This is a genomic window from Draconibacterium sp. IB214405, assembly GCF_033963885.1.
Taxonomy (GTDB): domain Bacteria; phylum Bacteroidota; class Bacteroidia; order Bacteroidales; family Prolixibacteraceae; genus Draconibacterium.
Window position 1 is genome coordinate 564,602 of sequence record NZ_JAXBMA010000002.1, and the last position, 26,758, is coordinate 591,359.

The 26,758-nt window shown below is 39.5% G+C and carries 9 protein-coding genes; 6 read left to right on the forward strand and 3 right to left on the reverse strand.

Annotated features, from left to right (window positions below):
* Positions 1 to 188 precede the first annotated feature (188 nt).
* The 6 genes from SLH46_RS08775 to SLH46_RS08800 all read left to right on the forward strand — a co-directional run bounded on the left by SLH46_RS08775 (position 189) and on the right by SLH46_RS08800 (position 22,840).
* Positions 189 to 2,327 carry a PKD domain-containing protein gene (locus SLH46_RS08775; RefSeq protein WP_320280798.1) on the forward strand — a complete coding sequence of 713 codons (2,139 nt, stop codon included), beginning with the start codon at positions 189 to 191 and terminating at the stop codon, positions 2,325 to 2,327.
* 223 nt (positions 2,328 to 2,550) lie between these two features.
* On the forward strand, positions 2,551 to 6,699 hold the full coding sequence (locus SLH46_RS08780; RefSeq protein ID WP_320280799.1) for a S8 family serine peptidase: 4,149 nt from the start codon (positions 2,551 to 2,553) through the stop codon (positions 6,697 to 6,699).
* Between the two features lie 90 nt (positions 6,700 to 6,789).
* Complete coding sequence (locus tag SLH46_RS08785) at positions 6,790 to 10,965, forward strand: S8 family serine peptidase (RefSeq protein ID WP_320280800.1); 4,176 nt, start codon at positions 6,790 to 6,792, stop codon at positions 10,963 to 10,965.
* A 6-nt stretch (positions 10,966 to 10,971) separates the two neighbouring features.
* The gene (locus SLH46_RS08790) at positions 10,972 to 13,377 is read left to right on the forward strand and encodes a choice-of-anchor D domain-containing protein (RefSeq protein ID WP_320280801.1); all 2,406 of its coding nucleotides are present in this window, start codon (positions 10,972 to 10,974) and stop codon (positions 13,375 to 13,377) included.
* A 181-nt stretch (positions 13,378 to 13,558) separates the two neighbouring features.
* Positions 13,559 to 17,821, forward strand: a complete 4,263-nt coding sequence (locus SLH46_RS08795) for a M6 family metalloprotease domain-containing protein (RefSeq protein ID WP_320280802.1) — start codon at positions 13,559 to 13,561, stop codon at positions 17,819 to 17,821.
* Between the two features lie 273 nt (positions 17,822 to 18,094).
* Entirely contained in the window at positions 18,095 to 22,840 is a 4,746-nt protein-coding gene (locus SLH46_RS08800; RefSeq protein ID WP_320280803.1) for a leucine-rich repeat protein, read from the forward strand.
* Positions 22,841 to 22,897: 57 nt separating this feature from the next.
* Here the strand turns inward: SLH46_RS08800 and SLH46_RS08805 are convergent, their stop codons facing one another.
* The 3 genes from SLH46_RS08805 to SLH46_RS08815 form a co-directional block, all read right to left on the reverse strand.
* The gene (locus SLH46_RS08805) at positions 22,898 to 24,322 is read right to left on the reverse strand and encodes a capsule assembly Wzi family protein (RefSeq protein ID WP_320280804.1); all 1,425 of its coding nucleotides are present in this window, start codon (positions 24,320 to 24,322) and stop codon (positions 22,898 to 22,900) included.
* A 27-nt stretch (positions 24,323 to 24,349) separates the two neighbouring features.
* On the reverse strand, positions 24,350 to 25,435 hold the full coding sequence (locus SLH46_RS08810) for a GDP-L-fucose synthase family protein (protein ID WP_320280805.1): 1,086 nt from the start codon (positions 25,433 to 25,435) through the stop codon (positions 24,350 to 24,352).
* Positions 25,436 to 25,579: 144 nt separating this feature from the next.
* On the reverse strand, positions 25,580 to 26,740 hold the full coding sequence (locus SLH46_RS08815) for an adenylyltransferase/cytidyltransferase family protein (RefSeq protein ID WP_320280806.1): 1,161 nt from the start codon (positions 26,738 to 26,740) through the stop codon (positions 25,580 to 25,582).
* Positions 26,741 to 26,758: the final 18 nt, after the last annotated feature.

The window sequence follows — 26,758 nt, forward strand, 5'->3', positions numbered from 1 at the left end:
TGCTGTTTTATCAAATGTAAAGAAAAATTTGCAAATATAAAATTAGAGATTTAATTATCTCTAAACGATAACAATTTGTTAGGGTTACGTTTTTTTAGTGGTACAAAAAGGTGATAATTTCTTTTTATTTTTGGGAAAGCATTTATCTTTAAGTCGTTCAACAGAATAGAAATAAAACTATAAAAGATTTGAAACACTTAGCCCTATTCATTAATATGTTTGTGCTGTTTGGATTTGTTGTTTGTAATGCCCAAACAAAATTTCAGCCGACCGGTGATTTTACCAGTGCGATGAATATAAATATACTGGATGTAAAAGTAAATGGTGTTGATCTGGTTGCTGGCGATGAAGTCGGGATATTCGATGGTGATCTATGTGTAGGAGTTGTAGTATTGCAGAAAAATCTGGAGGAAACTCTGGATGCTATTACTCAATCGGCAGTGGCTGGTGCCGATGATTCCGAGACGGGTGAGAAAGACGGTTTTATTTCTGGAGATACAATTGCTTTTAAAATTTGGGATAAGTCGGAGGACCAGCTAATAGATATCGATAGTGTAAAGTTCTATAATCCTAAAAATGGGAGTGAAATCGCTCCAAGAAATTTTGAAATTGGGGCAACAGTTTACGTTTCATTAAGTGGTAATTTCAATTATATTCCAAAGTCAGATGCAGGATTCGATATTCAGTTATACGAGGGGGAATCAGGTCAATTGGATGGTAGTGGCTCTTATGATTTAGACCAGAGTTCATTAGTGTATAGTTGGTCCGATTTGGATACTTTGGGTTTAATTAACTCAAATGAAATTTCTCCATCATTTACAGCTCCACAGGTAGAAGCGAATAAAGATTACCGTGTCGTGTTGGAAGTGAATGATGCTGAGAATATTTCGTCTCCGGACACGGTAGTGGTAACAGTTTTGAATGTTACTTCGGGACCGGTTGCAGATGCCGGTTTAGGCCCTGTAGTGATTGCAGAAAAGGATACTTTAATGTTGGATGGAACGAATTCTTTTGACCCGGACGGTTTGGTACTAAGCTGGCAATGGACGATTTCAGACAACCGGACAGAATTAATTAACAGCGATTCCGCAATTGCCAAACTTGTTACCCCGGAGCTTACGACGGATACTGCAGTATATGCTGTATTAAAAGTTACTAATTCATCAGGCTATTCAGCATATGATACGCTTCATATAACCATTTTAAATATTAATGTTCCTCCCGTTGCGGTCGCTAGTTCCAAAGCTGAGATAAATGAAGGTGAACAAATAAGTCTTGAGGGAAGTAATTCTTATGATCCAGATAATGCGCCTTCTGGATTAACATACCAATGGTTAAGTTTAAATGAAGGTGTTCTTTCAGATACAGAGAATGAAAATGCTGTTTTTACAGCACCCTGGTTGTTGGCAGATTCTACATTCTTATTTACGCTGACTGTTTTTGACGGTGAAGATTACTCTACTCCGGATACTATTGCAATTACTGTTCTGCATTCCAATTTATCTCCGGTGGCTTCTGCAGGAGCGAATTTGATTGTAAACGAAGGCGATGTCGCCGTTCTTGATGGTAGTATGTCTTTCGATCCTGAAGGCGATACTTTGGTATTTAAGTGGAACTCGGATTATTTTGTATTAGACGATGTTTTTGCAGAACAACCCACTTTGAGTACCTATGAAATTCATCGAGATACCATGGCCTTCGTTACACTGAAAGTGAGTGACGGAGATTTATGGTCGGAACCTGATACGATAAAGATTACGGTGAAACAACTAAACAAGTCTCCGGAATGGATAAGTCTGCCGGAAGATACTGCATTTTTGGGGCAAAGCTATGCCGGGCTAATTGAGGTTTATGATCCCGATCTATACGATACGCTGACGATATTAGGTATTAATTTACCTGACTGGTTAAATTTGACAGACCAGGGAAATGGAAAAGCAGAATTAATCGCAGACTCTATTCCACATGAGGAGAATATTTTGGGAGATTGGAATATCAATATTTTTGCAAGTGATGGTAATAGTACAATTGATACCGTTTTTTCGATTCATATTAGTGTATTAACGTCGGTTCTGGAACTTAAATTATCGACTATTTCTGTTTATCCCAATCCCGCTCATGAGAAGGTAAGTATTAAATTTCAGGACCCGGTCTCATCAAAGGAGACTCTACTTATTTTTGATGCATTCGGTAAGTTAATTCTTCAAAAAAATATTGAGAATCAAATTGAATATTTGAATGTAAGAGGTTTCAGTAAAGGCATGTATATTATACAGGTGGTCGAAAATGCTCGAATTAGAAAAAGCACTAAAGTTTTGATTAATTAAATTAATTAACTTCAATTATAATATGTTGGTCTTATATATGATAATCAAATATCTCTTTTAAGTAAGGCTTGCTTGATAAAATTGGGAGAATGATTGTACAATTAGGATTATTATGATTATTTTGGCAGACAAATATATCAAGCCCCTGATTACCCAATAGAAATACGAATCTCACGACCGGACGCTAATTATTTGATTATAAACCTTAATAAAAACCAAAAAAGTGAAGACTAATCTGTTCCCTCTGTTGCTTGCATTTTTTCTATTTCGTAGTTTAAATTTGACTTATGCTCAGGATGAGCCATCCGATTTTACAGGACGTGATCTTCGGCAACGAGAAACAGCGGCACAAACCGACCGTTTCAACTTTGTTCCCAACGAGATCATTCTTCGTTTTAAGGATGAGGTACAGCTAAAAAGCGGATCGCAATTAAAATCGACCGGTATTTCCGGTATCGATCGTGTTTTGCAAACTGCCAGAATAGAAAACGTCGAACCGCTTTTCCCGAAAGCAGAACGGCTAAAAAGCAGTCACATCGTAAAAACACCGCTGGGACAGGACATGGAGGTTCCCAGTCTGCACAATATTTACAAAATCACGCTGCCTGTATTAAAGTCGAACCAGCCACAGGAAGCTTATATTCACGAATACATTCAGGAACTTCTGCAGCAGCCGGAAGTGGAATACGCTGAACCCAATTTTATATATACCATTGGTGATTTTGAGCCGGCCGGACCTGCAATGACAATGCTGGAGGCAATGGAGCAGCCGACTAACTACAACATTTCGCAAACTGCCAGCGGATTGATCCCCAACGATCCTTTGTACAATTCGCAATGGGGGATTCCGGCTTGTAACATCGATGATGTTTGGAATACTACCAAAGGAGATTCAACTTCGATTATTGCCATTATGGATACCGGTGTGGATAAAGATCACCCGGACCTCCAAAAGAATATATGGAAAAACGATGCTGAAATACCCGGGAACGGACAGGATGACGACGGAAACGGAAAAGTAGACGATACCTGGGGCTGGGATTTTATCAATAACGACAATGAACCTTACGACGATAATTCGCATGGAACACATTGTGCCGGTATTGCAGCTGCAGTAGGCGACAATGGAATTGGTATTGCCGGTGTAAACTGGAAGGCACGTATTCTGCCGGTAAAGGTTTTCCAGTCATCCGGACAGGGTGATGCAGCCACCATTGCACAGGGAATTACCTACGCCGCAGAAAAAGGCGCCAATGTAATTTCCATGAGTTTTGGTTCCTATGCCAAATCTTTAGCCATGCAGGATGCTTTAGCAAACGCTTATGCTACTTCAGTTTTAGTGGCAGCTGCCGGAAATGACAGCAAATGCATTGGACCTGGTTCTGGGTGTGCTCCCATGTATCCAGCAGCTTTCTCATTTGTTTTGGGAGTAGAAGCAAACAGTTCTGCCGCGCGTGCAGGTTTCTCTAATTATGACCAGGATGGTCCTGTATTTTCCAATTATTCTGATTTATTGAATTATGAGTTAAAAGCACCCGGTGCAGGAATTCTTTCTTCCATTCCCGGTGGAAATTACCGTGAATACAGTGGAACTTCAATGGCAACGCCTTTGGTGGCAGGAGCTGTTTCGCTTTACCGCGAACAAAAACCGGAAGAATCGCAGGAATTGTTGTTTGGAAATTTGATCCATTCCATTAATCAGCATATTGATTTACAGGAAGCATTAAATAGTGTACCGGAACCGGTTCTGGATATTGTTTCCTACGAACTGATTGATACAATCGATGGTGATGGGGACGGACGGGCAGATGCCGGAGAAACAATTGAGTTAAAAGTTACAGTTCGAAATACATGGGGACAGGCAACCGATGTAATGGTGGGAATTGATTTTGCCGAATTTGAAGATCAATCTGTAGCAGAAATCCAATTGGATACAGCTACTATAGGAAGTGTTTCTGCCTATGCAAAACGTTTTAATGAAATTCCTCTGAAAATAATAATTGGAGAAGAGGTTGCTGATGGACGGGATATTGTTTTTGATTTAAGAACATGGTATGGAGACTGTCTGGGTGAGAAAATCAAGACAATTAAAATAAGTGTAGAAAACGGGATTGAGTTAAAAGGAGTGTTAAACGAAGACTTAACATTATATCCAAACAAACATTATATAATAACAGATAACTTGGCAGTTGCTGAAGGAGTGACATTGACTATTAAACCGGGAACGACTTTGAAATTTGCAGAAAGTAAAATGTTAGTAGCTGCAGGAACAGTAGTAGCATTGGGTAAGCCAGACAGTTTGATCACATTTACAAAAAGAGATTTGTCAAATTCATGGCAAGGAATTAAAGTTGCCTCTACAGGAATATTAACGTTTAATTATGGGATTGTATCATACGGTGGAAAATTCGATGGTTACGATAATAACAACCTTATTGTCGTCGATGGTTACTCGACTAAGGTTTTAATATCCAATGTTTATTTTAAAGATAACTTTGGATGGAATATGTTATATAACTTGAAATATTCCAAGTTTTATAATAATGTTTTTACAAGAAATCAACCAGGGCGAGCGGTATTTTTTAGTTTGTACAGAGCTAAGTTAGAAAATAATGTTATTTCAAATAATTATACGGCCTCCGGAGCAATCTCAGATCATTTTAGTTATCCTGATAGTATCGTTTCGAATAGTATCTGGAATAATTTTATTCAAGAAGATAGAGAAATGAATATTGAGGTTTATGAAGATAATTTTTCTATAATTCAGATTCCACCAAATTATTTTGGTACTGCCAATGATATAAAAATTAAAGACGCAATATACGACTTCGAAGATAATGGAGATAAGGCATTACTTGATATTTCAAATAGATTGCTTATACCACCAATAGACAACCACGGCTTTGTCTGGAAGATATTAGTAAATAGCATCGATGCCCAGGATGAATTTGACTTGCTTGACCCAGTAGGCGTTGGTCGGCAAAAAATAGAAGTGTACTTCAATCGAGCCATGGATACTACCATTACTCCGCAAGTATCAATGGGCGTGCGTTATCCTTATACCCAAACTTCCATTGCAGAAGATGGAAGTTGGAGTACCGATTCCACCATTTACACGGTTTATTTAAATGTTGGTTTAACAACCGGAGATGGAATTAATACCATTCGTGTTTCGGGAGCACAGGATCCCGACCATTTTGAAATTCCCATCGAAGACCGCCGATTCCGGGTAATTGTTAATGGAGCCGGTTCATTATCAAGTGGATTTATGGCTACAGCCGGCATGGGTTTAGTCGATTTGGAATGGGAAAACCCTATGGAAGGAGTAGAGGATCTACTGGGTTATAATATGTATCGTTATACTTTTGTTAACGACTCGGTTACCAGCGATACCCTTCAAATTAATTCTTCTCTGCTTACCGATACACTTTATACCGATTTTAGTGTAACTCCGGATATAAAATATTATTACTGCTACAAAACCGTTCGTACCAACCTCAGCGAAAGTGATTTTTCGAAAGTGGTAGCTGCTACACCATACACAGCCGCTAAAGGTGATGCCAACGGTGATTTAAGTGTTAATGTTTCTGATATTGTAACTGTTGTTAATTATATATTGGAAAACAATCCGCAACCATTTATTCACGAGGCCGGTGATGTGAACAGTGACGAAGCCATCAATGTGCTTGATATTGTAGCGCTTGTTAACATTATCCTTAATCCTGAAGGAGGTGCGAAAACCGGTGTATTTGGAAATGCGCAGATCAGCATCGAGGATGGAATTGTTTATGTGGATTCACCTGTTGAACTGGGCGGTATTCAGTTTACCTTGGCTGATGTTACATCGGAACAGGAAGTTGAAATTCTGGAAGCACTGGAAGGTTTTGAAGTGGTGCGGAAATTTGAAGATGGAAAACTCACCATTCTTGCCTATAGTTTATCGGGTAACACCATTTCTGAAGGAAAAACGGCTTTGCTGAAATTGAATGAAACAAATAGCTGGATCTTTGAAGCGATCCTAAGTAACACTTCAGGGCAAAGCATCGACTGGGAATTAAAAGGCGATGTAACAGCCATAGAAACCATGAAATTGAATGCCGGCTTTTCACTCGGACAAAATTATCCGAATCCATTTACCGGGACAACTACCATTCCTTTCAAACTTGAAATGGATGTGGAGGAAGTTTCTTTGTCCGTTTATGACATCATGGGAAGAATGTTAAAACAATGGCAGTTTGATGGAGTGAATAAGGGAAGCCACCATGTAGAATGGCAGAGTGGAAATAATCCGGGTGTGTATGTTTATAAAATGCAGATAAAAGAAAAAGGGAATATCTCCAATGCAAAAACTAAGAGAATGATTATTCAATAAAGATTATTATGATTATTTTGGCAGCCCAAATATATCAAGCCCCTGATTACTCAACAATACTACTTCCAAGGTAGGACGCAATATTAAAAAATGAACTTTGATAAAACCAAATCTGTGAAAAAACGTTTTGTATCCCTGTTATTTACACTTATTATTCTTTGTAATCCGGTATTGAATTACGCTCAGAATTTTGTTAATTCATTGGCTATTGATCCAGCTAATCCTGAACCTATTATAAAAGAGGTTATTGTCAAGTTTAACGATAATGTTGAAGTAAATAGATTAAAATCAAACGGGGTACCAAACATTGGCCTAAAAGATTTTGATATTCTAGCCGAGAAGTGGTCATTTATGAGTATGAAAAAGGTGTTTAAAAATTCCGAAACACTTAAATCTACTAAACTCATTACTTTTCCGGATGGAAGCCAAACGGCACTGTCATCCTTAGACAACATTTTTAAAATTGAAATCACATCAACCGCCTCTGTGGATGAAGTGGTCAAGGAACTCAATAAGTTAGGAGAGGTTGATTATGCAGAGCCTAATGGAGTAGCTGCAATTTCCAACTTCGCGTCTGATTCATTTCGGGGTACTTATCCAAACACCGAGGACAGAAATAAGAAGAATTTAATATCCTCAAGCAATTCATTGAACCTGTTGAATACTGACGATCCATTTTTTGAAGATCAGTGGTATTTGAAAGCCGTAAAGGCCGACTCCTTATGGGCTCATAATAAGGGTGATTCAGTTCAGGTGATTGGGATTTTTGATACAGGGGTTGATTGGTTGCATCCTGACCTGAAAAATAAAATCTGGAAAAATAAAAGTGAGATACCAGACAATGGCATTGATGACGACGGGAATGGATTTGTAGATGATGTTAGAGGCTGGGATTTTGTAAATGACGATAATAATCCGATGGACGACAACAGTCATGGAACGCACTGTGCCGGAATCGCCGGTGCTGAATCAAACAATGGTATCGGTATTTCAGGAGCTAGTTGGGGCGCAAAGATTATGCCTATAAAGGTTTTTCAGAGTAATGGAATAGGTTATTATTCTCAGATCGCTGAGGGGATTTGGTATGCATCACAAAACGGATGTACGATTTACAGTAATAGTTGGTCGAGTCTGGGGGAATCAACTACAATACGCCTGGCGTTGGAATATGCTTATTCTACCGGTGTGATTGTTGCAGCAGCAGGGAATAAATCGACAAAAACAGATTTACCTTTTCCGCCATGGCCACCGTATGAACCGAATTATCCAGCTTGTTATAACTGGGTATTGGGTGTTCAGGCCACCGATCAGTCTGGCAATGATGCATGGTTTACGAATTTTGATCCCACCGGCCCTGTTGTCTCGGATGGCAGACCTTACGGAATGATTTACTACAATGATTTTGATTATAATTATGAAATGCGTGTACCGGGAGTTTCTTTTATAAGTACTGTTCCCGGAGGACAATATCGTAGCTATAGCGGAACCTCGATGGCAACACCCTTGTTAGCTGGAGGAATTGCGGTGATGAAAAGTATATATCCCGAATTAAAGAATGAGCAGCTCTTTTCAAAACTAATTCAGCCTATCAAGGAGAATATGTTTAAGGCGTGTGTATTGGATTTGATGAAATGTACATTTAGTGATCCTGAGCCCGATTTATATTACGTTGGATACAACGTCGTAGATTCGGTTCAAAACGGGAGCGATGGCGATGCTCGTATAGATGCTGGCGAAACGGTTGATTTATCAATAAGAATTAAAAATGCAGGAGGTTTAGGAGATAATGTTTATGCAAAACTTCGCTTTGCGGAATTTGAAGATACTACAGTTGCTCAAATTTTGAAAGATACTTGTTCGTTTGGTTCTGTTTCTGAATATGCCAGTAAATCTAGTTCTGATGGCATAAGAATTTCTTTTAATAATAACATTGCTGATGGAAGAATGGTGAGTTTTCAATTGATGATCTGTCAAAAAGGATTATCGGATACTGTATATCAGGATTTGGCCTTAAAGGTTGAACATGGTCTGGAGATTAATGGGGTTTATCAGAATTTACATTTAACGCCTGAAAACTACTATATTGTTACAGGACCTACTGTAATCGATTCTCTTGTCATTGATCCAGGAGTGACGCTAAACTTCACATCAATGATGTATTTGGTTGTTATTAGTAGGTTGCAAGCCGTTGGGGAACCAGATAGTATGATTTCTTTTAAGGCTTCGGATGACGGAATGAAGTGGAAGGGTATTTCTGTTGAATCAAGCTGTGATCATGAATTTTCATATTGTATTTTTGAGGATGGATTGACAGACTATACAGAATTTTTGTTGCCAAATGTAAAGAAAGTTACTCATTCAATATTTAGATATAATAATGCCTGCATTATTCAAACAAAAGAAGAAGGAGATTATTCGTATAATCTTTTTTACGAAAATACTACAAGTTCATATGGTGGTTTCGCAACAATAAGGTATTTAGGATTATCTGATTTTCATTACAACATATTGATGAATAATACGGTGAACTATAATGGGATTAAGGGAAGTCCATTTACGTTATTAAGTACATACAATTATCCAAATTGGCTACCAAAAATAACCCAAAATATATTTATGAACAATAATTATATGCAAGATACATATGATATCGATATACAAGGGGAAATGAACATTTATGCCTTGGATACTAATTATTTTGGGACAACTGATAGTAGTATGATAAAAAGTCATATTCTTGATTTCTTTCAAGACGCATCAAGAGCTGTATTAATTCCTGATCATATTTTAACGTCTCCTTCAGAACAATGTCATGGAGTTGTCTGGAAAGTAGAACTTAATGATCAAAATCCTCAGGATGGTCCTATTGTTTTGGGAAGCGGTCCCGCAAAATTTTCGGTTTATTTTAACCGTGCAATGGATACGACATATGTCCCATTTCTGACATTTGGAGTACGGTCTCCATTTACACAGAATATCGTGGCTGATTCTGCCAACTGGAGTGCAGACCACAAGGTGTGGACAGCATACGTGAACATAGACAAGACTTCCGGAGATGGAGAGAATACTATACGTGTAGCGTCCGCGAGAGATCTTGATCATTTTGAAATTCCAATCGAAAGAAATCGCTTTAAATTTACGATACAGGCTGCCAGCTCCCAGTCCGTTGATTTTATGGCTACACCCGGAATTGGTAGGATTGATTTGACTTGGCCTCTTTCGGATAAGACAGAGACTTTGGGGTATAATGTGTACCGGTATTTGAGTCTTGGAGCTGATCTTGATACGGTAAAGCTAAATGCAGATTTATTAACAGACTCGGTTTTTACAGACTTCAGCGTGGAACCCGATTCAGTTTATTACTATATGTTTACCATTCTGAATACCGATTTTTCGGAGGGAGATTATTCGAAAGTCGTTTCTGCAAGTCCGTTAAGTTCAGCAAATGGTGATGCCAATGGTGACCTGTCTGTAAATGTATCTGATATTGTTTCGGTTGTTAACTATATTTTAGAAAATGATCCAGAGCCCTTCCTGTTTGATGCAGCCGATGTGAATTACGACGAAGCTATTAATGTGCTGGATATTGTGGCTCTGGTTAATCTGATCATGAAACCCGAGGGAAGTACAAAAGCAGGTGTATTTGGATTAGCACAAATTAGTATTGAGGATGGAATTGTTTATGTGGATTCGCCTGTTGAATTAGGTGGCATCCAATTTACACTGGCTGATGTTAAAATGGAACAGGAAGTTGAAATTTTGGAAGCATTAGACGGTTTTGAAGTGGTACGAAAATTTGAAGATGGAAAATTGACAATTCTAGCCTATAGTTTATCGGGTAACACCATTTCCGAAGGAAAAACGGCTTTGCTAAAATTGAATGAAACAAATAACTGGATTTTCGAAGCCATTCTTAGTAATACTTCAGGTCAAAGCATCGACTGGGAATTAAAAGGTGATGTAACAGCTATAGAAACGTTGAAGCTCAATTCAGGTTTTGATCTTGGGCAAAATTATCCGAACCCGTTTACCGGTCTCACGACTATTCCTTTTAAGTTGGAAATGGGAGTTGACAAAGTGGATCTCTCAATTTATGACATTTTGGGAAGAAAGCTAAAAAGCTGGCAGCTAAATAATCTGCCGAAAGGTGAACATGCTGTTGAATGGGATGGAGCCAATTACAACGGTATTTGTATCTACAGGATGTATGTGGAAGGTGATGGAATGCAGTCGTACACAAAAAGCAAACGAATGATCATACACTAGCTGCTTATGAAATTTAAAATACTAACAATACTTTTACTTCTGTCAGGCTGGTGTTTATCAGCTTCGGCTACCGTAATTATAAGTGCAGGCAGTTATGAAGTGCAGGCAAACAGCACTCAAACAATTCAGATCACCGTCTCAAACGACGTGACTTTTTCTGCCTTTCAGTTTGATCTGATCATTCCTGAAAATTTTTCGCTGGTTGATCAAAGTGCTCAACTGGCAGGCCGTGAAAACGGACATGATTTTTCGTGGGAATTGATTGATGGAAATGTTTTACGTTGTATTGCTTACTCAACGACTGAAGCTGTTTTTAATGGAACGAGTGGGGCAATTGTAGAATTGGAGTTGAGTTCGGAAACCAAACCGGGAACTTATACTTTGGAGCTTCAGAATGCACTTGTTGCAAGCGATGGCGTAGACGTGCTATCCTCAGTCAACAATGGTACTATAATATTAAGAGCTCCTGAAATAACGGTATCAACCACCTCGATAGCTTTCGGCGAAATACCTCTTTTACAGGAAAGCTCGCGCAGTTTTACAATCCAAAACACGGGTAACAGTACCTTGTCGGTTTCGGGGCTGTCAGTTTCAGACGCTGATTACACTTTAAGCACTACCGAATCATTTACTCTCGATGCAGGAAATTCGCTTGGAAGAACCGTTACATTTTATGCCACGGAAAAAGGATTAAAAGAAGGTGAGATCAGCATTACTTCAGATTGCCCTGCCAATCCGGTTAAGACCATTCAACTTTCAACACTTGCCTTTGCCGTGAATGAGATCCATTTGGGAGCGGTGTCTGGCAGGTCGGGTTTCACGGTTACACTTCCCATTTCGATCAATAACATGGAGCCTTTTACCGGTTTTCAAACCGAAATTGTACTTCCCGAAGAGCTTACTTTTGTCCCCGGTTCGGCTGCTCTTTCAGGACGAGAAACCGATCATCTGATACAAGCAGACACTACCCAAAACAAGTTGATTATCGCAGCCTTTTCAGGCAGCAATGATAATTTCACCGGAGAAGATGGTCAGGTAGCATCAGTCGACTTGTTTCTGGAAGGGAACGGAGGTTATTATCCGCTGACAATAACCAATGCCATAATTGCGGATCAAAATGCAGACAATATCCTTTCTGACTATTTCAACGCAAATGTTCGTATACAGTCCCCGTATATTTCACTAAGTAGTACGTCGTATGATTTCGGAGAAGTTTCAGTACTAAATTCTGCCGATTATTCTTTTACCATACGTAATTATGGAGATGATACTCTTAAGGTTAATTCCATTTTATCCACATCATTAAAATTTACTTTGCCGGAGTTGCAACTGCCAATGGTTATCCCTCCTTCAGGAAATGAAAGTGTGATGATACGCTTCAGTTCAGAACAAGAAGGGAGCTTTGATGGAAAGCTGGTGATCAGAAGTAATTATTCGGAGCGCGATCCGGTGTATTTTTCAATGAACGGAGAAACGTATAATCCGGATGAATTAAAAATTAATGATGCAATAGCCCGACAGGGAGAACCTTGTTTGGTTTCAGTAACAATGGATAATCTCTCGGAAATATCAGCCTTTCAATTCGACTTGGTATTGCCAGGGGGTATTTCGGTAAATAAAAACTCAACTCATTTGTCCGATCGTTCTAACGGTCATAGTCTTGCCATTAGCGATATAGGTAACAACACTTTTCGCTTTATATCGTACTCGGGTAGCTTGAATACCTATAGCGGCTCAAGTGGCGAGCTTATTAGTATTGCGTTGGGCGTTGATCCGTCAGTATCTTTGGGCACTTATCCTTTACAGCTTCAAAATGTAGTTTTGAGCGATGTAAACAGCCAAAATGTGGTTTCCGATTATTTTGATGGGGCGTTACAAGTACTGGAAGGTCGAGAAAACCAAACTCTGGTTTTTAAGAATGGATGGAACCTTTTCTCACTAAACCTTTATCCTGATTCGCTAGATCTGATGCACATCATTCAACCCTTGATAGACAGGGGGACAGTTATAAAAATTCAGAATGAAAAAGGATTAGCCATAGAAAACCAGGGAGTGTTTGGTGGCTGGAAAAATGACATAGGTGATTTAAATCCGGAAGAAGGCTATAAAATAAGTATGAGCGAAACCGATTCCATTAAGGTTTTTGGAAATCGAGTAACGCTTCCTGTTTCCATTTCGTTAGAAGAAGGTTGGAATATCATAGGGTATCCTGGAGAAGTTGCTGTCGATGCAAAATCTTTATTTCAACCATTGATTGACAACACCACTTTGTTAAAAGTGCAGGATGAAAAAGGAAATGCAATAGAAGACTTGGGTATTTATGGCGGATGGCAGAATTTTATTGGCGATGTTGAGCCGGGTAAAGGATATAGAGTGAAAATGAGTTCAGACGAATTATTACAAATCAATTGACTTAGTAAAACATCTCTATACTTTTAAATCAATTTTGTTTGGGGAGGAATGCTGATGATCTAACTGTAGAAGAAAGAAGAGACTGGATATTGCCAACAGAAATAAATATGTTGTTTCTTGTTTATCAAAAAGTTAGTACTTTCATCAAAACAAAATTTTAAAGACCAAACTAAATTAGTCTATGAAAAAAGTTATACCCCTGCTTATTTCTCTTTTGTTTGGAGTAATGAGTAATGTTCAGGCTGCATATTTGCGCAATGTTCCAGTTACTATAACGCAACCATCAGGAGAAAAAATCAATTGTTTTGCCAGTGGCGATGAGTATTATAACTGGCTACACGATGCAAATAATTTCACCATAATTAGAGATAAGACAACGGGCTATTATGCTTATGCAATAATAGCAGATGGCCAGCTATCTGTCTCCTCCTATATAGTCGGGAGTGTTGATCCTGCATCGGTTGGAATTGATCCGGGCTTAAAAGTTATTCCTGAGCGTGGAACATTAAAATCGGGAATGATTGATGATATTTCTTATGCACCTAAAACCGGAGATTACAACAATATCGTAATATTTATTCGTTTTGCCGATCAGGAGGAATTTACCGAGGATAATACATTTTACGAAGATCAATTTAACGGACAGGACTTTTCAATGCGTGGATATTTCTCTGAAGTATCAGGGGGGCAGCTCGATGTTTATTCATCTTTATATCCTGTCTCAACTGATAGTTCTGTTGTATCCTATCAGGATGCACAGGTGCGGGATTACTATGTGCCGTATGATTCGGTTACCAACCTTATTGGTTATGTGGATGATGCGGAACGTACCGAGCGGGAACATACCTTATTGGAAAATGCGATAAACTCAGTGAAAGATGAACTTGAGTCCAGCGGAACAAATTTTGACTCCGATGATGATGGATATGTCGATAATATCTGTTTTATTGTTCAGGGGACCACCGAGGGGTGGAGTGAATTGTTGTGGCCTCATAAATGGGCATTATATTCCTATAACGTTACCATATCGGGAAACCGTGTTTGGGAATATAATTTCCAATTAAGTGAGGTAACAGATGTTTCTGTGTTGTGTCACGAGATGTTTCATACACTTGGGGCACCGGATCTGTATCATTACAGTGATGAGTCTAATGATCTTTATCCTGTGGCAGGCTGGGATTTAATGGCATGGGATTATGCACAACATATGCTAACCTGGATGAAGTTTCAGTATGGAAACTGGTTTAATGAAATACCGGAAATAACACAAAGTGGTACCTATAAACTTCCTGCGGTAGGTAACAGTTCATTTGCCTGCTATAAGATTCCGGTGCCCGAATCTACCGATGAGTTTTTTATGGTTGAGTACCGGAAAAAGATTGGTTACGATACGAAATTACCCGCATCATATGATGAAGGTCTTTTGGTGTATCGTGTAAATACCGCTGTTACTAGCGGCAATCGTAATGGACCACCTGATGAATTGTATGTTTTAAGACCTGGCGTTACCGAAAATGCTCCAAACGGAAGTTGGGCTAATGCTACTTTTTCAGCTGATGAAGGAAGAATGCTGATAAACGAGAACTCAGATCCGCTGGCTTTATTGGCTGACGGGACACAAACCTCACTGAGCATTTACGATGTTGGTTTTATTGGAGATTCTATTGAGTTTAAAGTCGGAAGTCCTGAATCCATTCATACTTTAACCGGTAGCGATGTAAGCATAGATAGTGCCGGAGTCATCACAGCTTGTTCCTATGATTTCTCGACTACTGATATCATTATTCCGGATACTTTATGTGATCAATTGGTTACAGGTATCGGGGCAGGTATCTTTTCATCTCAAGGAATTACTTCTGTCGAATTGCCCTCAACTTTGATTTCGATCGGGAATATGGCCTTTCAAAACAATTCGCTTACTAATATTGATTTAAGTGTCTGTCCGGGGCTTAGCTACATTTACGACAATGCTTTTGAGTCCAATAACCTGGATACCTTGTTTATTCCGGCTTCTGTTCTTCAAATTGGCAGCGAGACATTTGTATCAAATAATCTGTCGGAGGTCCTGTTTCAGACCGAAAGCAATATTGAAGAAATTGGGAATAGTGCTTTTTCTGCAAATCCGGATCTATTGGAAATATCTTTCCCGACTCACATGTCGGAGGACTTTTCTCACTACGAAGATGATAGTAGTAATTCCTATTCGCCCGGTGATTCATTCACCGATTTTGTGTCGAATTATGTCACTATTTTCAACCAAGATACCTTACTGTCACTGGAAGCGCGTGTCAATATTGTTGATGCAGCTTGTAATGGAGGACAAGGAAGTATTGAAATTAATATTTCAGGAGGGCTTGGAGGAACTTATGGCCTGGGTGGACAACTTGAGGAAGCACTAACCGACAGTAATTCCTACGTTGTAATGATCTATGATGTGCAGGCACAGAATTTTGTGGAAGAAGAAGTTCTTCATGATGCATCTGATAGCACCAATTTTTTACTTAATGCTGGGGAATACCAGGTCACAGTTGAAGACAATGCCGGTAATGATACACAAATCACTGTCGTTGTTTCTGAACCTGAAGCTCTGCTTTTAGATGTTTCCATACGCGGTATTGCAACCCTCCCCGGCGATTCGCTTGAAATTATTGATGTAGCTGCATTTGGAGGAATAGCCCCATATCGGTACGAGGTATATCGAGATGTAAATTTAATGTATCCGTCTACCGATGTTGATAGCTTTGTTGTGCCAACAGGGGCAGAATATGAGGTAATCGTACAAGATGCTAATGGATGTTTGGCTTCAACTGTTATATATATCGAAACCATTGATCTTTGTCCACAACATTTTCATCCCGTTTGGGAAGGCAGTAATCCTAACGACCCGATGAACGTTTTTGTAGTTGATGCCAAAATTGACGGTGTTGACCTGGAACCGGGTGACCAGATCGGCATCTTTGATGATACTATATGCGTAGGCTACGGTAAAGTAGAGCAAACAATTGAGGGTGAAAACATCTTAAGTATTGTGGTTGGTGCTGACGATGGTACAGGAACCGGTTATACACCAGGAAATGAAATAAGCTGCAGAATATGGCGCTGCAATGATCAGCGGGAATATTTATCGGTTGATAAACAATGTTACACAAATGAGTCTGTTCCGATAACTTGTTCTTCATTTCAGGTTGGAGCGAGTAGTTATGTAGCTTTGTCCGTTACCAGTACAATCAATTTTGCAGCCGATTTTTATCCGGGGTGGAATATCTTTTCTTCACCGGTTAATCCTGATTCAACCGACCTGGAGTTTGTTTTCAGTAATTTGATTAACACCAGTATCCTGTTAAAGATACAGGATGAGACAGGTGCCTCGCTCGAAGATCATGGCACTTTTGGTGGCTGGATCAACAATATCGGGAAGCTGCATCCTGCCGAAGGATACAAGGTAAAAGTTACCGAATACGATAGTTTGTATATTACGGGGCAACTCGTAAATTACCCCTACGGTATTATTCTGAATAGTGGATGGAACATTATTGGATTCCCAAGTATGCAGGTTGTAGACGGAATGGAGGTCGTACAGCAGTTACTTGATAAGGGAACATTGATAAAAGTACAGGATCAACAGGGAAATTCAATTGAAGATCTTGGCATGTTTGGCGGCTGGCAAAATTTTATTGGCAGCTTTTGGGCCGGAAGAGGTTTTAAAGTAAAAGTAAGTGCACCGGATACCCTGTGGATTTATGAAAATTATGCGAAGTCGAGTACGATTAAAATGGAAAGCGTTGCTACTACACATTTTAAGCCGGTTTTTACCGGTAACGGAGTAGATCATATGAACTTTAATTTTGTAAACCTAAGTGCCGGAATGATTAATCCGGGAGATGAGTTGGCCATATTTGATGGCGATAACTGTGTGGGGGCTGTTACCCTGCTTCCAAAACATTTTGAAAAAAATCTGGTATCGATACCCGCTTCTGCAGCTGATGGAAGTTGGATGGTCGGATTTACAGAAGGCAATAATTATAGCTTTAGGTTGTGGCAGGCAGAGCAATACCGGGAAGTAAGTATACACCCGGATCTGATAAAAGGAGAGCCCTCTTTTACCAAAAACGAATCGGCGATATTATCAATGGAATTGCTGGCCATGGACGTAAACGAACTTACTGAAATTACAGCTGTCAGGTGTTATCCGAACCCGTTTGATGAGGAGATAACAGTTAATGTTCAACTGGCTGCAGACGCCAAGGTAGAAATGCAGGTGATGAACCAAACCGGACAGGTCGTAAACCGCCTTGTTGAAAGACAAGTATTCCCTCATGGATCACATAACCTGATTTGGGGAGGAAAGAATGATGGTGGGCAAAGTGTTAGCTCCGGTATATATTATTTACGAATAACAATTGGGGACCGGATGTATAACAAGAAAATAGTTTATAACAGATAAGACAAAAGCAGCTTGGAAAGGCTGCTTTTTTATTATGATAGGTGTTCGATGTCGTAAAAAATAACCGACGTTGTTTAAATAATTAGTATTTCAATATCCGATACAAATCGAACAAAAGTTTGTCATTTTGTGCAATTTAGAATCAATCTATTATTAATCTAAAATGATATTATGTATATTTAATTCGATAAAAAATAATAAACCAAACAAATAACAACCAGAGTTCGTGCTTTTCCCAAAACGTACACAATAAGATTAACATATTAAATTACAATGAAACACACATTTTACCTTAAACCATTGCTACAGCTATTGCTGTGGGCTTTATTAATTATTTATAGTGCAACTACAGGCTTTGCACAAAGTTATACACTAACCGATGAAGATGTGGTAGTGGAGAATGGAGTTATTACGTCTTGTATAAATAGTTACTCCAGTACGGCCATTGTAATACCCGATACGCTCGATGGTCAGTTGGTAACAGGTATAGGTGCTTCGGTTTTTAAAACCAAGCTTCGTTTTATCTCAAAAATAACCTTTCCTTCCGGATTGGAAAGTATTGGTGATCATTCTTTTAGCGGTACTAATTATATGGGGCTGGATACCGCCGATTTTGCAAAATGTCAGTCTTTAGCCTCAATCGGTATTTACGCGTTTTACGGAAATGATCTGGTTGAGATGAATCTGAATTCGTGTACATCGTTAGAGACAATTGGAGATTATGCATTTAAAAATAATAATCTTCCAGAATTGGATTTGAGTTCTTGTAATGAATTAGCACATATAGGTGTGAGTGCATTTGAAAGTAACAAAATCAGTAATTTGAATTTGAATTCTTCGTCGCTTAAAACAATTGGAGATTATGCATTTCAAAGTAATCTGGTTGGCGAATTAATACTGGACGCCTGCCCGGCTTTAACTGAAATTGGAGAATATGTATTTTACCAGGCTGGTATAACAGCAATAGATTTGAGTGGCTGTACCTCATTAGAATCAATTGGTCTTAGTGCTTTTTATGGTAGTCTGGCAACATCGGTCGACTTCAGTGCGTGTTCATCTTTAAAATACATTGGACAATATGCATTTAAGGAGAGTTATAGTCTTCAAACCGTAAATTTTGCCAATTGTACCTCTTTGTTATCCATTGGTTTTGGAGCATTTCAGATTACGCAAATAGAATCAGTCGATTTAAGTAATTGTACGTCATTACAAACGATTGGTGATCAGGCTTTCTACAATAATGGTGGTGGAATATCAAGCTTAACCCTCGGGAATATACGAAAGCTGACTTATATTGGTACCGATGCTTTTAGCGGTGGTACTCCTACTTTGAAGGAATTTGTTTTACCGGTTTCTGCATATGACGGAGTTCAGGGGTGGGAAGATAATAATGGAACCGTTTGGAATGCCGGAGATACGGTAACTGCAGATGATACATACTACAGCGCAATAATTTATTATACGCTAAACGATGATGATGTGGTGGTTGAGGATGGAAAAATAGTAAGTAGCGTAGAGCATTTTCCATTCTTATATATTGATATTCCGGACACTCTTGATGGCCAGATTATAACGGGTATAGGAGACCATGCATTTTTAAACCGAAACCTTTCTAGTGTAACTGTTCCTACAACCCTACGGTTTGTTGAAACATATGGTATGGCAGGTAATAACTTTCATATTGTTGATTTATCACACTGTACGCAGTTAACGAATCTTGCCTGGTTTGCTTTTTATGCAAGTACGGCTGTGGATGGGGAATTAATTTTGCCTACTCCAAATATAACTGGTAAAATATTCAATTACTGGGATGTAAACGGAACTTATTATCCGGCAGGCAGCGTAACAACAGATGCCAGCTGTATTGCAGTTTTTTCTTATTATGCCACATTTTCGGTTACTGATACAAGTTTAAATCCAATTCTTAGTGCTACAGTAGAACTTGACGGTTATGGTAATAAGTCTACAAATAGCGAAGGAGTCGCGGTATTCGACAGTGTATGGGCCGGAACAAATATGGCCTATACTATTTCTGCTTTAGGGTATAACGAGGCTAACGGAGTGATTAATGTCTCAGATACTTCTGTTATTGAAAATGTGATTTTATCTCCGGAGTCTCCTTCAAGACATCTAGATTCGCTTGCACTGGTAGCATTGTTTAACGCAACCGACGGACTAAACTGGAACAACGATTCAAATTGGTTATCAACTGAGCCGATTGATACGTGGTATGGTATAACCGTAGATTCCGGAAGGGTTACAGGAATAGAACTAGATGAAAATAACCTAGCTGGTTTGTTACCGGAGTCGATCGGGTTAATGGACCAAATAACAAATCTACATTTGTCAGATAATCAATTATCCGGATCACTACCATCAGAACTTTTCCAACTGAATAATATAGAGCGAATTGATTTTGCCGGAAATCAGTTTTCAGGGAGTGTATCGTCAGAATTCGGAAATCTGATAAATCTTACTTTTCTTGGATTAACCGGAAACGAATTTACGGGAGATATTCCAGTCGAACTCGGGAATCTGGAGAATCTTCAAATTTTAGGTTTAAATTTCAATAGTCTTTCCGGTACTATTCCAACAGAATTAGGAAACTGTACAAGTTTATCTTATCTAAATCTGAGAGATAACGATTTGATTGGGGGCGTTCCAATTGAATTATGTAATTCAAGTTTGAATTATATCAGTTTAGAAAATAATTATCTGGATTCAACAAGTTGCCCAACCATACAATGTCTACTCCAAAATGAAGTCATATTTATAGATGATTCAACTCAAATTCAGAAAAGTGGTTACGAACTTTTAACCATGTGTAGTGAGCAGGACACCTTGTTGCCACTTGAGCTTTCTGAGACGGTTTCCGATGCCTTATGTAATGGAGGTCATGGAACCATAGTAATAAATATCTCAGGGGGACTAGGAGGATCTTATGGACTGGGAGGACAAACATCGGAGGCACTAACCGACAGTAATTCTTATGTGGTAATGGTCTATGATATGGATACACAGAGTCTTGTGGAAGAAGAAGTTTTGCCAGATGCTTCTGATAGTACCTTATATGCACTGGTTGCGGGAGCCTATCAGGTAATTATTGAAGACAATGCCGGAAATGAAGCACAAGTAAGTGTAATTGTTTCTGAACCGGAAATGTTGTTTGAAGACATTTCTGTACGCGGAATTGCATCCTTTCCCGGCGACACCCTTGAAATAATAGATGTTGCTGCATTTGGTGGTACAGCTCCATATCAGTTTCAGGTATATCAGGATGGTGTTCTGAAATATCCTTATACTGAGGTTGATAGTTTTGTTGTACCAACCGGAGCAGCCTATGAGGTTTTGGTTCGGGATGCTACCGGATGTTTAACTTCTGCTGTTGTTTTCATTGAAACGCCAAGCAGTTGTTCACAACATTTTTACCCCATCTGGGAAGGAAATGGGGTTTACGATCCGATGAATATTTTTGTAGTTGATGCCAAAATTGACGGTGTTGACCTGGAACCGGGTGACCAGGTCGGCGTTTTTGATGATACTATATGCGTAGGCTACGGTAAAGTGGAACAAACGATTGAAGGAGAAAACATCCTAAGTATTGTGGTTGGTGCTGACGATGGTACAGGAACCGGTTATACACCAGGAAATGAAATAAGCTACAGAATATGGCGGTGCAATGATCAGAAAGAGTTTTCATCGGTTGATAAACAATGTTACACAAATGAGTCCGTTCCGATAACTTGTTCTTCATTTCAGGTTGGAGCGAGTAGTTATGTTGCGTTATCGGTGACTACCGTTATTGATTTTGCTTCCGACTTTTATCCGGGGTGGAATATTTTTTCAGCACCGGTTAATCCTGATTCAACCGACCTGGAGTTTGTTTTCAGTAATTTGATTAACACCAGTATTCTGTTAAAGATACAGGATGAAACAGGTGCTTCACTGGAAGATTATGGCACATTTGGTGGCTGGATCAACAATATCGGGAACCTGCATCCTGCCGAGGGATACAAGGTAAAAGTTACCGAATACGATAGTTTGTATATTACGGGACAACTCGTAAATTACCCCTACGGTATTATTCTGAATAGTGGATGGAACATTATTGGATTCCCAAGTATGCAGGTTGTAGACGGAATGGAGGTCGTACAGCAGTTACTTGATAAGGGAACATTGATAAAAGTACAGGATCAACAGGGAAATTCAATTGAAGATCTTGGCATGTTTGGCGGCTGGCAAAATTTTATTGGCAGCTTTTGGGCCGGAAGAGGTTTTAAAGTAAAAGTAAGTGCACCGGATACTCTGTGGGTTTATGAAGATTATGTCAAGTCGAGTACGATTAGAATGGAAAGCGTTGGCACTTCACATTTTAAACTGGTATTTGAGGGGAACGGCGTAGACCATATGAACTTTAATTTTGTAAACCTTAGTGCCGGAATGATAAACCTGGAAGATGAGTTGGCCGTATTTGATGGCGACAACTGTGTAGGGGCTATTACACTGCTTCCGGAACATTTTGAAAAAAATCTGGTATCGATACCTGCTTCGGCTGCCGATAATGGCGGAATGGTAGGATTTATTGACGGTAACAATTATAGTTTCAGGTTGTGGCAGGCCGGGAAACAAATGGAAATGAGCATTGAACCTGAATTAATAAAGGGAGAACCTTATTTTGTCAAACATGAATCGGCAATATTATCGATGAAACTGTTGGAAATGGATGTAGAGGAACCTTATGAAACTACAGAAATAAGAAGTTATCCGAATCCTTTTAATGAAGAAATTACGGTTAATATTCAACTGGCTGCAGATGCCAAGATAGAAGTGCAGGTGATGAACCAAACCGGACAGGTCGTAAACCGCCTTGTTGAAAGACAAGTATTCCCTCATGGATCACATAACCTGATTTGGGGAGGAAAGAATGATGGTGGCCAAAGTGTTAGCTCCGGAATATATTATTTACGAATAACAATTGGAGACCGGATGTATAACAAGAAAATAGTTTATAACAGATAGGACAAAAGCAGCTCGGAAGAGCTGCTTTTTTATATATACAGTTTTGAAGATTGTGGATTATTTAATTCTATAACGAAACGAAAGCATAGCCCCCAAACGGGTAGTAGAAACTCCATTGTCATAAAGACTTCCATGGTCTGCTGCCAATGAAGCTCTTACCTGATACTTTTTTCTATTCGGCAACCAGCTAATTTCTCCCATAACGGAACCTTGCTTGCGGGAAGGATCATATGTTGATCCTCCCTGACCATCATGTTGCCCATAGTTATTGCTGTAGGTCATGAATCCTTTCCATCTCCATTCGGAGGAGAAGTATCCATCTGCACCGATATGAAAGCCGATAAATCTTGTGCTTTCAAATCCTTTGCTTATCCCATCTTCAACTATCAATGGTGCAAATACCGGACTCACCATGGCCATTTGTTGGTAGGTAGCACCGGATCTGTATATTCCATGATTAAAGTAGTTATCTAAACCATGGCCCTGAAGTACGCCGTTTTCATCGGGAACCAGGTGATATGTTCCACTCTGGTTTTTGGTATTAAAGAATTCAAGCACAATATTTTTTATCAGAGGTTGCTCCTGTTGAAAAGCAAAGTGTAATCCCCATAAATTATCTACATAGTTGTCGAGTTGCATTCCTGAGCGGTCATCAAAAGGGTGACTCACATAAAGTGTGGTATGCACTTTTTCCCATTCCTTTTTTAATTGCCCCTGGTAAACACCGTATCCGTTTCCAATAACATTCTCCTGATCGGTCATCAAAGCATTTTCATCTCCTGCACTACCTGTTACATAATCAAAGTACGATCCCCAACCCTGTAATTCTCCATAAGTAGGGTGCGTACCTCCCCACATTACAAAATGCTCAAGACCTCCGGTTATTTCTATAGTTTCCGGTTTGCCTAACCGTAAATACAGTGCTTTTCGGTGAAGATGAGTATCTTCTACATAACGATCATCGTTTAAAAGACCCTCTTCGTAAAAACCATTAATGGAAAACCAGTCAACAAATACGGGGACAAAACGATTAAATCCCATTCTTATCCGTGGATGAGGTCTTGCGTTGCGCGAAGCGGCCATGTTACCGTTGGAGATTGACAGTCCGGCATAAACTTCTTCCTCGGGAAAAGCTCCTATCTGCATTTGCAGGAATTTCCAGCTGAGCCCACCAAAAAGTTGAGTGAACCGGATATCGTTTTCGTCGGCCAAAAGCAGGTCCAGATCAAGACCTGCAATAAAATGAAAATCCGAGTCTCCGAATTGTTTCTGATGAAAGGCGTTTAAACTGAGGTTTTGAACGGTACTGCTGTTCGGATCGAATTGCCCCAGCTGGTTGGCCCATAACCAAAAGGGGAGTTGGTTCTTTGTCCCGGCCAGTGAGTTGAACTCCAGGTTTACAGATTGGGCGAAAAGACCGGATAAGGGAATTATCCACAGCCAAAATAATAATGTTGTCTTTCGTAAGCGTTGCTTTTGCATAAGGTATTAATATTGATTGGCAGGAATTTATCCTTTTAGGTAGTGTTCATACATCATCTTAATCCCTTCTTCCAGTTCTATGTTGTGCTTCCACCCCAGGCGGTGTAATTTTGATGGATCGGTGAGTTTTCGCATGGTCCCGTCTGGTTTTGTTGAGTCAAAACTAATGGATCCCTGAAAGCCTATTTCCTTTTGAATGACCTCTGAAAGCTGTTTGATTGAAATTTCTTTACCTGTTCCGATATTGATATGCGTATTGACAACTTCACCTTTGCATTCGGCTTTTACATCTTCAAAATTTCTGTTCTCCATCAAAAATACACAGGCATCAGCCATGTCTTCTGACCACAGGAATTCGCGCATTGGCTTACCTGTTCCCCAGAGATCGAGAATGACTGAATTATCGATTATTTGAATGCCATATTTCCTTAATATTTTAAAAACTTTTTCCTTGGCAGAATGACCATCTACTCCTTCAACAGGACGACGGTTCAGGTCTGCACGAATTGCATCCCAGTTATTTTCCAGCAAACATTTTGACAAATGTATTTTTCGCACCATGGCCGGCAATACATGTGAGGTTTCCAGGTTAAAATTATCATTCGGGCCATACAAGTTGGTCGGCATTACTGATATAAAATTAGTACCGTATTGCAAGTTGTATGATTCACACATTTTTAAACCTGCAATTTTGGCAATTGCATAAGGTTCATTGGTGTATTCCAATGTGTCGGTTAACAGGCAATTCTCCGGCATTGGCTGCGGAGCCTGCTTTGGATAAATACAGGTGGATCCCAAAAACAGTAATTTCTTTATCCCGTGCACATACGACTGATGTATTACGTTGTTCTGTATTTGCAGGTTTTCGTATATGAACTGGCCTCGATAGGTATTATTGGCTATAATTCCGCCAACCTTTGCTGCCGCAAGAACAACATATTCGGGTTTCTCCTGTTCAAAAAAATCGGCTACTGCTTGCTGGTTCATAAGGTCCAGCTCTTCGAAAGTTCTTCCGATCAGGTTGCTGTAACCTTTGTTCTGAAAGTTTTTCCAGATGGCTGAGCCAACCAAACCGCGGTGCCCTGCAATGTATATTTTTGCGTCTTTGTTCATTCTTGTATTTTTTTGTCCACTGATTCCACTAATTATACGAAGAGCACTGGGACTGTGAGATTGTGGGCACTGAGACTTTGAGAATTTTGCTTTTGGCATCTCATCTTCTCATTGTCTCAATGTCTCATCTTCTCAAGGTCTTTCCTAAAGTCCGGATTCTTTTCTTCGTATCTTTATTTTCATACTTCCTGTAGGTTGCTTGTCGGCTACAAATATCAAATAGCCACCACCACCTGCTCCAGCCAGCTTCCAGGCAAGAGCCTGATCTTTATAACTGTCGATCACCTTCTCAATTTCCTTATTTAACATGGCAGGAAACATGGTTGTTTGCGCTTCGAATGATTTTTTAAAGTATCGGGCAAAATCTGTTAGGTTTTTATTGAGAATGGCTTTCCATGCATTGTCAGCGGCATTGGCCAATACCTTTACATTTTCATTTGAGATATAGGTTTCTTTCAATAAATCTGTGCCGGCAGGTCTTGGCCATAACAACACCATAAACAAATGTTCTTCCAGCCAGTCAAGTATTCCTTCATCATGAACAGATTCAAACTGTAAAGGCCAGTAATCATTGTCGTAATAGTGACGCACCAGACCTGGCATACAAATGCCAATGGCATCTTGCGCCCCGGATATCAGTGTTGATCCCGGAGTGTTTTCATATTTAAAAAGTATCTCAGCCAGTTTTTCAGGTTTTTCTAATGGCAGATAGTAGGGCCATATTTTCTTTGCGGCATTACGTGTTGACGTACTCATGCCACAACGTTCGTTATATTCAATAACAGGTTCAAGCGATAAGGTAATTGCCCATCCCGGGTGAAATTTAGATACATAAGGCTGATCTATCCAGGTACCGGCTAAATCGATACGATAGGGAAGGGTGCAGTTGTCCCCGGAACGGATAGAAGTGGTTGATCGCGGAGGTAAGCCTGCATCGGGAATACGTTCTAAAACCTTTAGCTCAATACCTAATGATTCGCACAACTCTTTTTTTGCCGGTGAATAACCATCTTCATTGACAACAAAATAGTCGGGTTTTAATTCCTTTAGTTCATTCTCAAAATCCATGATGCCGCCGCCACTGTTTACAAAAGCTTCGGTGACGTGTTTAATAGATTTTACCATATACAGGCGTTCTTGTTCGCTGTTGATTGTACGTCGACCTTTTAGGTCGGCTACAGTTTTGTCGGAGCCTAATCCTACATATAGATCTCCGTAATGGGAAGCTTCTTTAAAGAAGGCTACATGACCACTGTGTAACATGTCATAACAACCCGATACAAAAACTTTTTTTTTATTATTCATTCTATTTAGCAATTATTT

Excerpts from the sequence above, each read along its gene's own strand:
- SLH46_RS08810 (WP_320280805.1), bottom strand. The coding sequence starts at position 25,435 with ATGAACAAAGACGCAAAAATATACATTGCAGGGCACCGCGGTTTGGTT.
- SLH46_RS08800 (WP_320280803.1), top strand. The coding sequence starts at position 18,095 with ATGAAACACACATTTTACCTTAAACCATTGCTACAGCTATTGCTGTGG.
- SLH46_RS08795 (WP_320280802.1), top strand. The coding sequence starts at position 13,559 with ATGAAAAAAGTTATACCCCTGCTTATTTCTCTTTTGTTTGGAGTAATG.
- SLH46_RS08785 (WP_320280800.1), top strand. The coding sequence starts at position 6,790 with ATGAACTTTGATAAAACCAAATCTGTGAAAAAACGTTTTGTATCCCTG.
- SLH46_RS08805 (WP_320280804.1), bottom strand. The coding sequence starts at position 24,322 with ATGCAAAAGCAACGCTTACGAAAGACAACATTATTATTTTGGCTGTGG.
- SLH46_RS08790 (WP_320280801.1), top strand. The coding sequence starts at position 10,972 with ATGAAATTTAAAATACTAACAATACTTTTACTTCTGTCAGGCTGGTGT.
- SLH46_RS08815 (WP_320280806.1), bottom strand. The coding sequence starts at position 26,740 with ATGAATAATAAAAAAAAAGTTTTTGTATCGGGTTGTTATGACATGTTA.